We start from the raw sequence: 12739 nt of genomic DNA, 5'->3' as shown, positions 1-12739 counted from the left end.
GCCTGGCAAGGTCCGCGTTTGTGTGAGGTGCGGGTCATCTCACATTTTTGGCGTGCTGACCTTCGCGCGCGGCGGTGCGTTTTTGACGTAACGGTCGAACCACTCCAGCATTTCAGCCACCAGGTCTTCGTTGGATTCGCGTGCGCTGTACCAGTGCGGTTCGAACGGCAGTAGCACCAGGCGTGCAGTGCCACCGTTGCCGCGAATGGCCTGAAACAAGCGCGGTGCCTGGGTGGTTTCGGTACCGGGGTTGGCATCGTCCATGCCATGCACGATCAACAACGGTTGGTTGATTTTATCGGCGTGGAAGAACGCCGATGCTTGCGCGTAAACGTCCGGTGCTGCCCAGAACGAACGACGCTCGTTCTGGAATCCGAATGGCGTTAAGGTCTTGTTGTAGCTGCCGCTGGTGGCGGCGCCTGCGCGAAACAAGTCTGTATGCGCCAATAGATTGGCCGTCATCAACGCGCCGTGGCTATGGCCGGTGACGCCGATGCGCTGACGGTCGACCACGCCCAACGCCACGGCCTTGTCCACCGCAGCGGTGGCGTCGTCCACCAACTGCTGCAGGTAGGTGTCGTAAGCGGTCTTGGGGTCGCCCACGATGGGGAATGCGGCATCGTCGATGATGGCGTAACCGGCCAACAGCAGCAGCTGGTAGTAATTGAGACGGGTGAAATCGCGCTCGCTGGCACCGCTGACCTGACCAGCCTTGGAGGGATCGGCATAGTCGAGCGGGTAGGCGTACAGGATGGCCGGCACGCGCGTGCCTTCCTTGTAGCCGGGCGGCGTGTACAGGGTGAACGACAAGTCCACACCGTCCTTGCGCTTGTAGCTCACCAGACGCTTCTTGATCTGCCGCACCAGCGGGGTTGGATCCGCGAAATGCGTCACCGGCGTGGCAGTGGACGCAAAGGCGGCTTCGCCCGCAGCCGGCGCCGGTAACGGTTCGCCCAAGGTCCGCAAGTACACATTGGGCGGGTCGGTCAGCGACTGATGCCAGGTCAGCAGGCGCGAGGTCTCGTCTTCTGCAAATCCGAAGAACACCTCGTCTACATTCGCGTCGCTGCGGAACAGCCGCTGGCTCTTGCCGGTGGCAAGCGTGTAGCGATCCAGAAATGGCCGGTCGCCCGCGGGCGAGGCACCTTGCCCGCTCAGGAACAGCACACCTTGCGCCTCGCGCAGCACGGCTTGGCCGTTGGCGAGCACCCGCATCTCGGGCAGGCCGGGATCGGCATACAGATCGTCGGTGGACAGGTCGAACAACACCCGGCCCCCAGCGCTGAGGCGGTCGGTATCCACCAGCGTGGTCCGCCGCCAATGGCGGTTATCGTCGTACTCGTCCAGCAAGGCTTGCCCGCCTTCGGCAAACCACGACAGGCCCACATACCGCTGCTGCACGCGCGCAAGCTCGCGCGGTTTGGCGGTGAACGGTGCCGCCAGCGTCATCAACTTATCGCGTGCCGGCACGTTGGTTTTCCAGTCACCGCCGTCCAGCGCCTCGGCCCAGACCAGCGTGGCTGGTTGGTTGGCGCGCCAGGAATAAGCACGCGGGCCGCTCGGTACGCCCTGCACCGGCACCCGGTCCGCGACCGGCAGGTTGGCCAGCACACGCGCGTTGCCGTTGGCCAGATCCAGCACCGCTACATCGTGAGCAAACCGCGCATAGGTAGTGACGTAGGAATAGGGCTGCTTCAACCGTTCCACCAGCACGTGGCGGCCATCGGGCGCGCCATCCACATTGCTGTAGACCGCAGGTGTCCCGAGCTTGCGCTGACTGCCGGTTGCCGCATCCACCGTGAGAAGTTGCGCGGTGGCGTAATAGGTGAACAACGCCTCCTCCTCTGGACTGGACAGCGTGTCGCGGGCTTCATAGGTACTGCTTTCACCCTTGCCCTGGATGGTTTCCTTGACCTCCGGGCCCGGCGGCACCGCCGCCTTGCGCGGTGCGGGGCCCAGATCCTGCGGTACCGTCTTCAACAGCAGTGTGTTGCTGCCGCCCAGCCATTGGATCTCGCCGCCAAGCACAGGATTGAGCTGCACACCGTCGATCTTGCGTACCTGCCCGGTGGCGACGTCTCCCACCCAGAGCTCGACACGGTCGGCCGCCGTGTTGTTGAAGGCGAACCGACGCCCATCCGGCGACCACACCGGCAAGGCCGGACAGGCGCCGGCCGGCAAGCTCACCGCCGTCTGCTTGCCGCTGGCGATATCCACCAGGCTGAAGCCTTCCAGGCAGGAACGAATGCCGTATCCGTCGGACATATCGTGGCGGCTATGCGTGCGCGGCTCCACCCGCACGCCGGCGAGCTTGAGATAGGGCTCGGCCACCCGCGCGATCGGCGGGTACTGGGTGCGCTGCACCAGCAACAAGGTCCTGCCGGTAGGATCCGGCCGCGGCGATGGATTGAGCGGCGCGCGCATCACACTCAGCAGCGGCTCCGGTGGCTGCCGGTAACCACCCTCCGGCGTCCCTGCAACCGCAGGCACCGGCATCAGGCTGACGAGCACGAACAACGCTGTCCATCGGTGCGAGGCGATCATCGGCATATCTCGGCGGTGAGCGCCGCAAGCTAGCACGCCTGGTTGCCCGCCAATTTGCACGTGGACGCATCCCTGTCGCGACTTCCGCATTGCGGATGCGGACCCACAGCGTTATGCCGATGCCCCGAGCGTGCGCGAAAGAAATCAGTGATGGAGTTGGCAATCTTCATCGCATGCGTCTCCTGTGCGAGGTGCCCTGTTGAGCCATCGGAAGACCCTTGCGCTAGGCCCGCGCGTTCGCGGGAAGAGAAGACTGGCCGCGCTTGCCTCGTGGCGTCGGCAGCGGCGGCTGGCATGTGCGCATTCGATCAACCGACGTTCTGCAGAGCCGGCGATCGTGGTTGCGCCGGTGTGGGTGGCTGGCATCGGCCAGCCTTGCACCATCGCCGTGCAATGCGTGGCCAGCGCATGCAGACGACGCGTTGCATTTTTTGCAGCGCCAGCCTGCGAAAATACTCTTTGATGGCGACAGGACCGGCTCCCTATAGTCGAAGCGTCACCTCTCCCGCCTGCTCCCCGGGCTGCTATTGAAAGCTCCGCGAGCCCTGTTGGTTCTGTCGATGCCCGCTGCCCTGCCCTCCCGCCAAGCCACCGCCGACCCCACCGCTCCTGGCGGTGCGCGTGCGGTGGCGCGCTGCGACGCGCTGGGCACTGCGCCTTATAGCGACAGCGACACCGGACTCTTCCGCGGCTGGCTTGGCCCCGCCCACCGCGCCACGGTGAAACAGGTCAGAGCCTGGATGGAAGCAGCCGGCATGCAGGTGCGCATCGACCCCCTGGGCAACCTGGTCGGCCGTTTCGCAGGCACGCAACCAGACGCGCAGACGCTACTGATTGGAAGCCATCTGGACAGCGTGCGCGACGCCGGCCGCTACGACGGCCCGCTCGGCATCCTGCTCGGTATCGAATGCGTGGCCGCACTGCATGCGCATGGGCGCCGGCTGCCGTTCGCCATCGAGGTCATCGCTTTCGGCGACGAAGAAGGCTCGCGCTTTCCCGCGTCCATGTTCTGCAGCCGCGCGGTGGCCGGCACCCTCGACCCCACCACGTTGGCGGTCACCGATGCCGCCGGCATCACTGTGGCCGACGCGCTGGCTGAGTGGAATCTGGATATCGCCCACGTCCAGCACGCCGCACGTAAACCCGGAAGCGTGCTGGCGTATCTGGAAACCCATATCGAACAAGGCCCGGTCTTGGAGGCCCAAGGACTACCGCTCGGCATCGTCAGCGCTATCGCAGCGCAGCGGCGCTTCGCACTGCGCTTGGACGGCCGCGCCGGGCATGCCGGTACCACCAGCATGGCATTGCGCCGCGACGCATTGAGCGCCGCGGCCGAAGCGCTGTTGGCCATTGAACGTATCGCACGCGCAGGCAGCAGCGATCTGGTCGCCACGGTCGGCAAGCTGCAGGTCGCACCCGGCGCCACCAATGTGGTGCCAGGCCGTGTGGACTGCACGCTGGACGTACGCGCCGGCAGCGATGCAAGCCGCGATGCAGCCGTGCACCAGATCGAACAGGCGCTTGCGCAGATCGCCACGCACCGCGGCATCGCCATCGCCATCGAGCCGCTGCAAACACTGGCCGCAAGCCCCTGCGCGCCGGCACTGATCACGCGCCTGGAACACGCGGTCGCCGCACAAGGCATTGCACCGCGTCAGCTGGTCTCCGGTGCCGGCCACGATGCCATGGTGATGGCATCGCTGTGCCCCACCGCGATGTTGTTCGTGCGCTGCGCCGGCGGCATCAGCCATCATCCGGACGAACACGTCGACCCGGCCGATGCCGAACGCGCACTGGCGGTCATGCGCCACTTCATCGAACACCTGGGAGATCCCCTTGTCACCTGATCTGCGCCACCTGCACACCTTCGGCGAACTCGATCCACCGCAACGCCTGTTGATGGGCCCGGGCCCGGTCAATGCGCATCCGCGCGTGCTGCGCGCGATGGCAGCCGATCTGCTGGGCCAGTTCGATCCGGAAATGACCACCTACATGAACGAGGTGATGGCGCTGTACCGTCCATTGTTCGGCACCGACAACCGCTGGACGTTTCTGGTCGATGGCACCGCACGCGCCGGCATCGAAGCCGCGCTGGTGTCGCTGGTCAGCCCCGGCGACCGCGTGCTGGTGCTCAACTTCGGCCGCTTCGGCTTGTTGCTCACCGAAATCCTGGGCCGCCTCGGCGCCGAGGTGCACACCGTGGACGCGCCGTGGGGCGAAGTGCTGCCGCTGAGCGCGATTGCCGAGGCGATCGAGCGCGTCGCGCCCAAACTGGTGGCCACCGTGCACGGCGACACCTCCACCACCATGGCGCAGCCGCTCGATGGCGTCGGCGCACTGTGCCGCGCAGCCGGCGCGCTGAGTTATGTGGACGCCACCGCCACCATGGGCGGCATGCCTATCGCCAGCGACCGCTGGCAGATGGATGTGGTCACCGCCGGCCTGCAGAAATGCCTGGGCGGGCCGTCCGGCTCGGCACCGATCACCGTCTCCGAACGCGCGGCCGAGGCGATCTTCGCGCGCCGCCATGTCGAACGCGGCATCGTGCGCGACGACATCCTCAACGGCAGCGGCCCGCGCATCGCCTCGAATTATTTCGACCTGGCGATGATCATGGATTACTGGTCGGACAAGCGCCTCAACCACCACACCGAAGCCACCACCATGCTATACGGCGCACGCGAGTGCGCACGCGTTGCCCTGCAGGAAGGCCTGGATGCACGCTTCGCGCGTCACGCGGCCGCCGGGCGTGCGGTCAATGCCGGCATCCGCGCATTGGGGCTGGAGGTGTTCGGCGACGATGCGCATCGCATGACCAATGTCACCGGCGTAGTGATTCCACCCGGCATCGACAGCGATGCGGTGCGCCGGCGCATGCGCGAAGATTTCGAGATCGAAATCGGCACGGCATTCGGCCCGCTGCAAGGCAAGATCTGGCGCATCGGGGCGATGGGCTACAACGCCATGAAGCACAAGGTGCTGATCACCCTGGCCGCGCTGGAAGCGGTGCTGCGTGCCGAAGGCTACGCTTGCACGCAAGGCCTGGCGGTGGAAGCAGCACTGGCCGCATGGCACGCGGAAGCGCAGGCATGAACGCTGCGCGCGACCTGGTCGGCTATGGCGCCACGCCGCCTGCGGCGCAGTGGCCAGGCGACGCGCGCATCGCGGTGCAGTTCGTCATCAATTACGAAGAAGGCGCGGAAAACTGCGTACTCAATGGCGATGCTGGTTCTGAGGCATTTCTCTCCGAAATGGTGGGTGCGCAATCGCAACCCGGCGCACGCGCCATGGCGATGGAAAGCCTGTACGAATACGGCAGCCGCGCCGGCTTCTGGCGGCTGCATCGCTTGTTCACCACACGCAATGTGCCGTTGACGGTGTTCGGTGTGGCGCAGGCATTGGCAGCCAATCCGGAAGCGGTAGCCGCGATGCAGGCGGCCGAGTGGGAAATCGCCAGCCATGGTCTGCGCTGGATCGACTACCAATACCTGGATGAGGCCACCGAGCGCGCGCATATTGCCGAGGCCATCGCCATGCATACGCGCGTCACCGGCAGCCGCCCGCTGGGCTGGTACCAGGGCCGCACCAGCCCCAACACCGCGCGCCTGATCGCCCAAGAAGGCGGCTTTGTCTACGACGCCGACAGCTATGCCGACGATGTGCCGTACTACGACAGCCGCCACGGCCGCGCGCAGTTGATCGTGCCGTACACGCTGGACGCCAACGATATGAAATTCGTCGCCTACAACGGCTTTGCCGATGGCGAACCGTTCTTCCGCTATCTGCGCGACAGCTTCGAGCAACTGCGCAGCGAGGGCGGGCGCATGCTCTCGATCGGCTTGCATGGGCGCATCGTCGGCAAGCCGGCGCGTGCGGCGGCCCTAGCACGCTTTGTCGATCATGTGCTGGACAGCGGCGATGCCTGGATTGCGCGCCGCATCGATATCGCGCGCCATTGGCTACAGGTGCATCCCGCATGAACATTGCAGCCTCCGACATCGATTTGCCCGAGGTGATCGCGCAAGTGACGGCCGCGTTTCATGCCTATGAAGCAGCCCTGATGCGCGACGACATCGCGGCGATGGACGCGCTGTTCCATGCAGCGCCCAGCACGGTGCGTTATGGCGTGGGCGAAGTGTTGTACGGCATCGATGCGATCCGCGCATTCCGCATCGGCCGCGGCGGCTCACCGCAGCGTCAGTTGACGCATGTGCAGGTGCACGGCTTTGGCCACGACTTCGCCACCACGCACGCAGAATTCATGCGCGAGGGCAGCAATGCACATGGGCGGCAAAGTCAGAGCTGGGTGCGCTTTGCCGACGGCTGGAAAGTGGTGGCCGCGCACGTCTCACTGCAAGGAATGCACGCATGAGCGTTATCGACGACCGCATGCTGAACGATGCCGCCTTCGTGGCGCGTTATCGCGACCTGTTCGAGCACTCGCCGTGGGTGCTCGAGCGTGCGCTGCGGCGGCGGCCGTTCGCCGATGTGCATCGCGGCTTGATGCAGGTGGTGCTGGACGCTTCGCAGGAAGATCAGGTCGCACTGATTCGCGCGCACCCCGAGCTGGCCGGCAAGGCCGCGATCGATCGCACGCTCACCGAAGCCTCCGCTGCAGAGCAGGCATCGGCAGGGCTCGACCGGCTCAGCGAAGACGAATTCAAGCGCTTCCACGCGCTCAATCAAGCCTACCGCCACCGTTTCGGATTTCCGTTCGTGATCTGCGTACGGCTGCATGACAAGGCCGGCATTCTCGCCGCGCTGGAGCAGCGGCTGGACGCATCACGCAAGGCAGAGATCGCCACCGCTATCGCCGAAATCGGCAAGATCGTTCACCTGCGCCTGGAGGCACTGCCATGAGCCTGGCCCAACTCGAACGCGCGCTCGCCCACGACCTGCAATGCCTGGCACACGGCGGCGATGCCTGGGTGCAACCGCGCGTGCATCCGGCCGGGCATGTGTATGACGTGATCATCGTCGGCGCCGGCCAGAGCGGCATGGGTGCGGCGTTCGCGCTGCAACGCGAGCGCGTGCACAACGTGCTGGTGATCGACGAAAACCCGGCCGGGCAGGAAGGCCCGTGGGTAACCTACGCGCGCATGCAGACCTTGCGCACACCCAAGCACATCACCTCGATCGATCTGGGCGTGCCATCGCTCACCTTCCGCGCGTGGTGGGAGGCGCAGTACGGCAGTGCCGCGTGGGACGCGCTGGACAAAATTCCGCGCGCCCGCTGGATGGACTACCTGCGCTGGTATCGCACAACGCTGCGCTTGCCGGTGCGCAACGCCACCCAGTTGGTGCGCGTAGAACCGGACGTCGCGCCCGGCATCCATCGCCTGCATCTGGCGATGGGTGCGCCGCTGCTCACGCGCAAACTGATTCTGGCCACCGGCATCCAGGGCGGCGGCCAGTGGGTGGTGCCCGAGTGGATCAGCCGCACCCTGCCCGCGCAGCGTTACGCACACACCTCCAGCCATATCGATTTCGCCGCGCTGGCCGGCAAGCGCGTGGGCATTCTCGGCGGCGGTGCCTCGGCGTTTGACAATGCGTGTTTTGCGCTGGAACAAGGCGTTGCCAGTGCGGAAGTATTCGTACGCCGCAATGAACTGCCGCGCATCAATCCCTTCCGGCACATGGAGCAGGCCGGCATCATTCCGCGCTTTTTGAGCCTGCCGGATGCGGACAAGTACCGGATGATGGCCAGCTTCTTCGCGCATAACCAACCTCCCACCAACGACACCTTTCAACGCGCCTGCGCGCATGCCGGTTTTGCGCTGCATCTGGGTGCGCCATGGCTGGACGTCGCCGAACGCGATGGCGACGTCATCGTCCGCACACCGCAGGGCGAACACCGTTTCGATTTTCTGGCAGTGGCCACTGGCCTGGTCACAGACCCGCAGCTGCGCCCGGAGCTGGCTGCGCTGTCCAGCCGCATCGCCTGCTGGGGCGACCGCTATCAGCCGCCGCCGGGCCAGGCCAACCCGGTGCTGGACGCGCATCCGTATCTTGGGCCGGGCTTCGAGCTGCTACCGCGCACGCCCGACGATGCTGCACTGCTGCATGGGCTGTTCGCGTTCAACTATTCGGCGCTGATCAACCACGGCCCCTCGGCCGCAGCGTTGTCAGGGCTAAAGATCGCACTGCCACGGCTTGCCCGCGCGGTGGCCGACCAACTGTTCCTGGACGACCGCCAAGCCATCGTCGAAACCTATCTGGCCTACGACCAGCCCGAATTTGTCGGCCAATGGCCGCAACCCGCCCAGGCGGTGGCATGAGCACCCTGTCCACGCATGTGCTGGACATCGCCAGCGGCCGCCCCGCCGCTGGCGTGCCGCTGCGCCTGTTCGCCGGCGACACGCTGCACTTCGAAGGCGTCACCAACCAGGACGGCCGCTGCCCGGACCTGGCCGCGCTCGCGCTGCAGCCCGGCCGCTACCGGCTGGAATTCGACGTCGCCCGCTATTGGCAGGCCACCGGCATGGCGCTGGCCGACCCGCCGTTTCTGGAACAGGTGCCGATCGCCTTCGGCATCGCCAGCGACGGCCACTATCACGTGCCATTGCTGCTCTCGCCGTACGGGTACTCCACCTATCGCGGCAGCTGAGCGCTGTCTAACGCGGCGCAGGCAGTGCGGGCCCTCCTGCCCGACGGTCCGTGCTTCCATCGCAACGCTGGCGCGAGTGACGCGCTGCGCCCAGTGTCAGGCCGGTTTCACTCAAGCCCCGTAGAATAACCGCTTTCCGGCGACAGGCCGGGGCACCGGAACGGTCATGATCCACAACGATGTACTGCGCAGCATCCGCTACATGCTCGACCTCAGCGACGACAAGGTGGTGGACATCACCCACCTGGCCGACCCCGAGTTCGCGCTCGACAAGCCGCAGGTACAGGCCTGGCTGAAGAAGGAAGACGAGCCGGGCTTCGAGCCTTGCACCGATGCCATGCTGGCGCGTTTTCTCGACGGCCTGGTGCTGCGATTCCGCGGCCGCGACGAGAGCCAGCCGGTGCGCCCGCTGGAAACCCGGGTCGGCAACAACCTGGTGCTGAAGAAGCTGCGCGTGGCTTTCGAACTGAAGGATGTCGACATGCACGCCATCTTCGCCAGCGCCGGCTTCCCGCTGTCCAAGCCGGAACTCTCCGCCCTGTTCCGCCAACCCGGCCACAAGAATTTCCGTCCCTGCGGCGACCAGCTGCTGCGCGCCTTCCTCAAGGGCCTGACATCCCGGATGCGCGAAGCCGGTTGATGTCCCGGTCGACGTCCTGTTGGTGAGATCGGCCTGACCCGGACGGTCTGATGACACCGCGATGCGGTGTCCTTGTTCTTCAAGAGACCGCCAGCAAGCTGTCTGGTGCGATGTCCTCGACCTCGTTGCGTTTGCAAGGCCCTTGGCGGCCCACGGTCGTGCGATACGCTGCAAGTACGTCCTTGCACGCACTTACGCGGTGAGCGGGCAAGGATCAGTCGAGTTGGTCGATCCGCACCGTTTCAGCGCAGCAATGAGCAACAACCAAGCCGCGTGACCTTGCGGTTTCATTCTTCAGCAAAAACACCTGCGAACGTTCTTGCGCGGCGTCCTCGCTGATTGCGTGACCGTTGGCGGCATTGATGCATCCAACGCGTCACATCGTCGCCGCAGCGTGCCGCAGCCCGTATCCTTCCCGCGCATGACCGACCCCGTTTTTCCGATCTCCCCGTTGTTGCCGCAGATTCGCGACAGTCTCGCCGCGCATCCGCGACTGGTGTTGGAAGCGCCGCCTGGCGCCGGCAAGACCACCCAGGTGCCGTTGGCGCTGCTGGATGCACCGTGGCTGGCCGGCCGCAAGATCGTGATGCTGGAACCGCGCCGCGTGGCTGCCCGCAGCGCGGCGATGTTCATGGCGCGCCAGCTCGAAGAGCCGGTCGGTGAGACGGTGGGTTACCGCATCCGCTTCGAGAACAAGACCTCCGCGCGCACCCGCATTGAAGTCGTTACCGAAGGCATCCTGACCCGACTGATCCAGGACGACCCGATGCTGGAAAGCGTCGGCGTGCTGCTGTTCGACGAATTCCACGAACGCCATCTGGCCGGCGACCTGGGGTTGGCGCTAGCGCTGGATGTGCAGGCACAGGTACGCGAGGACCTACGCATCGTGGCGATGTCGGCCACGCTGGATGGCGAGCGCCTGGCCGGCTTTCTGGAGGCGCCACGGCTGAGCAGTGCCGGGCGCAGTTTCCCGGTGGAGATCGCGCACTTTCCCGCACGCCGCGACGAAGCGCTGGAGCCGCAGACGCGGCGTGCAGTGGAGCACGCGCTGGCGACGCATCCCGGCGACGTGCTGGTGTTTCTGCCCGGCCAACGCGAAATCGCGCGCGTGCACAGCGCGCTGCAGGATGTACTGGACCCGGCGGTGCAGGTACTGCCGCTGCATGGCGAGCTGTCGGTGGAGGCGCAAAGCCAGGTGTTGCAGCCCGACCCGCAAGGCCGCCGCCGCGTGGTGCTGGCCACCAACGTGGCCGAATCGTCGGTCACCTTGCCCGGCGTGCGCGTGGTGATCGACAGCGGGCTCGCACGCGAGCCGCATTACGACCCCAACAGCGGCTTTTCGCGGCTGGATGTGACCACAATTGCGCAGGCCTCGGCCGACCAACGCGCCGGTCGCGCCGGGCGTGTCGCCAGCGGCTGGGCCTACCGGCTGTGGCCGCAATCGCAACGGCTGGAACCGCAGCGCCGCGCCGAAATTACCCAGGTGGAACTGGCCGGCCTGGCACTGGAATTGGCCGCCTGGGGCAGCACCGCGCTGCGCTTTGTCGATGCACCACCGAGCGGTGCGCTGGCCGCCGCGCACGAGTTGCTACAGCGGCTGGGCGCGCTCACTGCAGGCGGCGGCATCACTGCGCTCGGCCGGCGCATGCTCGCGCTGGGCACGCATCCACGCCTGGCCGCGATGTTGGCGCAGGCTGGCGAAGCGCCGCGTGTGGCGCTGGCCTGCGACCTGGCCGCACTGCTGGAAGCACGCGACCCGTTGCGTCAGGGCGGCGACGGGCTGGCCGCGCGTTGGCGTGCGCTGGCGGCCTTCCGTCAGGGCCGCAGCGCAGCCGACGCCAATCGCGGCGGCCTGGCCGCGATCGACAGCGCCGCCAAGCAATGGCGACGCCGGTTGCGCTGCGACAGCGCCCCGCCGTCCAGCGTGGAAGCGCACGCACTCGGCGACCTGCTGTCGCATGCCTTCCCCGACCGTATTGCCGCACGCCACCCGGCCGACCCGCTGCGCTACCTGCTCGCCAATGGACGCAGCGCGCGCCTGTTCGACCACAGCGATCTGCGTGGCGAACCGTGGCTGGTCGCCAGCGAGTTGCGCTACGAAGCCAAGGACGCCCTGCTGCTGCGCGCCGCCCCGGTGGATGAAGCCTACCTGCGCCGCAGCCTGCCCGAGCGCTTCGTGCAGCAGGACGTGGTGCAATGGGACGCAGACAAGCGGGCCTTGGTCGCTCGTCGCCAATCCAGTTTCGACCGCATCGTGCTCGACAGCCGCCCGGCCGGCCGCGTCGACCCGGCGCACGCCGCCGCCGCGCTGACCGACGCCGTGCGTCAGCTCGGCCTGGACGCCCTGCCGTGGACCGAAAATCTGCAGCAGTGGCGCGCACGCGTGCAGGCGCTGCGCACGTGGATGCCCGAACTCGCCTTGCCCGATCTCTCCGACACCGCGCTGCTGGCGACGCTGGATACCTGGCTGCGCCCGGCCTTCGCCGGCAAGACCCGCCTGGACGCACTGGACGAAGCCAGCCTGGGCGAAGCACTCAAGGCCGCCCTGCCATGGGAGCGCCGCCAGGCCATCGACCGCCACGCACCCACCCGCATCAGCGTGCCGTCGGGCATGGAGCGGCAGATCAACTACGCCCTCGACCATGCCGGCCAACCGCTACCGCCGGTGCTGGCAGTCAAACTGCAGGAACTGTTCGGCCTGGCCGAAACCCCGCGCATCGCCGACCGCCGCATCCCCTTGACCCTGCACCTGCTCTCCCCCGGCGGACGCCCATTGCAGGTGACACAGGATTTGGAGAGTTTCTGGGCGAACACGTATCCGGACGTTAAAAAAGAGATGAGGGGGCGGTATCCGCGGCATCCGTGGCCTGACGATCCTTGGACGGCTGCAGCAACCCATCGGGCCAAACCTCGCGGGACCTGAGACGCACGGACCGGCGGCAGCGGGA

10 protein-coding genes are annotated in these 12739 nt (G+C 66.6%); 9 read left to right on the top strand and 1 reads right to left on the bottom strand.

Annotated elements, in window-relative coordinates; translation table 11 throughout:
• Nucleotides 1–39: 39 nt before the first annotated feature.
• Nucleotides 40–2544: a S9 family peptidase gene (locus tag NX05_RS17185; RefSeq protein ID WP_039436910.1), complete on the bottom strand. Its 2505-nt coding sequence runs from the start codon at nucleotides 2542–2544 to the stop codon at nucleotides 40–42.
• Nucleotides 2545–3170: 626 nt separating this feature from the next.
• Here NX05_RS17185 and NX05_RS17180 point away from each other — a divergent pair.
• The 9 genes from NX05_RS17180 to hrpB all read left to right on the top strand — a co-directional run bounded on the left by NX05_RS17180 (nucleotide 3171) and on the right by hrpB (nucleotide 12714).
• Nucleotides 3171–4391, top strand: a complete 1221-nt coding sequence (locus tag NX05_RS17180) for an allantoate amidohydrolase (RefSeq protein ID WP_230597556.1) — start codon at nucleotides 3171–3173, stop codon at nucleotides 4389–4391.
• Complete coding sequence (locus NX05_RS17175; protein WP_039436517.1) at nucleotides 4381–5637, top strand: pyridoxal-phosphate-dependent aminotransferase family protein; 1257 nt, start codon at nucleotides 4381–4383, stop codon at nucleotides 5635–5637. Before NX05_RS17180 ends, NX05_RS17175 begins: the two co-directional genes overlap by 11 nt.
• On the top strand, nucleotides 5634–6524 hold the full coding sequence (gene puuE, locus NX05_RS17170) for an allantoinase PuuE (protein WP_039436516.1): 891 nt from the start codon (nucleotides 5634–5636) through the stop codon (nucleotides 6522–6524). The genes NX05_RS17175 and puuE overlap by 4 nt, the downstream gene beginning before the upstream one ends.
• A complete protein-coding gene (gene hpxZ / locus NX05_RS17165) occupies nucleotides 6521–6916 on the top strand; it encodes an oxalurate catabolism protein HpxZ (protein WP_039436515.1) in 396 nt (131 codons plus the stop codon). The genes puuE and hpxZ overlap by 4 nt, the downstream gene beginning before the upstream one ends.
• Nucleotides 6913–7404, top strand: coding sequence for a 2-oxo-4-hydroxy-4-carboxy-5-ureidoimidazoline decarboxylase (gene uraD / locus NX05_RS17160; RefSeq protein WP_039436514.1), 492 nt, complete (start codon nucleotides 6913–6915; stop codon nucleotides 7402–7404). The genes hpxZ and uraD overlap by 4 nt, the downstream gene beginning before the upstream one ends.
• Nucleotides 7401–8822: an FAD-dependent urate hydroxylase HpyO gene (gene hpyO, locus NX05_RS17155; RefSeq protein WP_039436513.1), complete on the top strand. Its 1422-nt coding sequence runs from the start codon at nucleotides 7401–7403 to the stop codon at nucleotides 8820–8822. Before uraD ends, hpyO begins: the two co-directional genes overlap by 4 nt.
• Nucleotides 8792–9151: a hydroxyisourate hydrolase gene (uraH, locus tag NX05_RS17150; RefSeq protein WP_039436511.1), complete on the top strand. Its 360-nt coding sequence runs from the start codon at nucleotides 8792–8794 to the stop codon at nucleotides 9149–9151. The genes hpyO and uraH overlap by 31 nt, the downstream gene beginning before the upstream one ends.
• Before the next feature lie 166 nt (nucleotides 9152–9317).
• Nucleotides 9318–9791, top strand: coding sequence for a YehS family protein (locus NX05_RS17145; RefSeq protein ID WP_010370381.1), 474 nt, complete (start codon nucleotides 9318–9320; stop codon nucleotides 9789–9791).
• Nucleotides 9792–10212: 421 nt separating this feature from the next.
• Nucleotides 10213–12714 (top strand): ATP-dependent helicase HrpB, encoded by a 2502-nt coding sequence (hrpB, locus tag NX05_RS17140; protein ID WP_039436908.1) that lies wholly within the window; start codon nucleotides 10213–10215, stop codon nucleotides 12712–12714.
• Nucleotides 12715–12739: the final 25 nt, after the last annotated feature.

The sequence above is a fragment of the Xanthomonas vasicola genome, assembly GCF_000772705.2.
In the GTDB taxonomy this organism is placed as follows: domain Bacteria; phylum Pseudomonadota; class Gammaproteobacteria; order Xanthomonadales; family Xanthomonadaceae; genus Xanthomonas; species Xanthomonas vasicola.
The sequence above is the reverse complement of the archived record's forward strand: the minus strand, read 5'-3'. Positions and strand labels throughout refer to the sequence as shown.

Coding starts and splice junctions, on each gene's coding strand:
- NX05_RS17185 (WP_039436910.1), bottom strand. CDS start 2,544: ATGATCGCCTCGCACCGATGGACAGCGTTGTTCGTGCTCGTCAGCCTG.
- puuE (WP_039436516.1), top strand. CDS start 5,634: ATGAACGCTGCGCGCGACCTGGTCGGCTATGGCGCCACGCCGCCTGCG.
- hpxZ (WP_039436515.1), top strand. CDS start 6,521: ATGAACATTGCAGCCTCCGACATCGATTTGCCCGAGGTGATCGCGCAA.
- uraD (WP_039436514.1), top strand. CDS start 6,913: ATGAGCGTTATCGACGACCGCATGCTGAACGATGCCGCCTTCGTGGCG.
- hpyO (WP_039436513.1), top strand. CDS start 7,401: ATGAGCCTGGCCCAACTCGAACGCGCGCTCGCCCACGACCTGCAATGC.
- uraH (WP_039436511.1), top strand. CDS start 8,792: ATGGCCGCAACCCGCCCAGGCGGTGGCATGAGCACCCTGTCCACGCAT.
- NX05_RS17145 (WP_010370381.1), top strand. CDS start 9,318: ATGATCCACAACGATGTACTGCGCAGCATCCGCTACATGCTCGACCTC.
- hrpB (WP_039436908.1), top strand. CDS start 10,213: ATGACCGACCCCGTTTTTCCGATCTCCCCGTTGTTGCCGCAGATTCGC.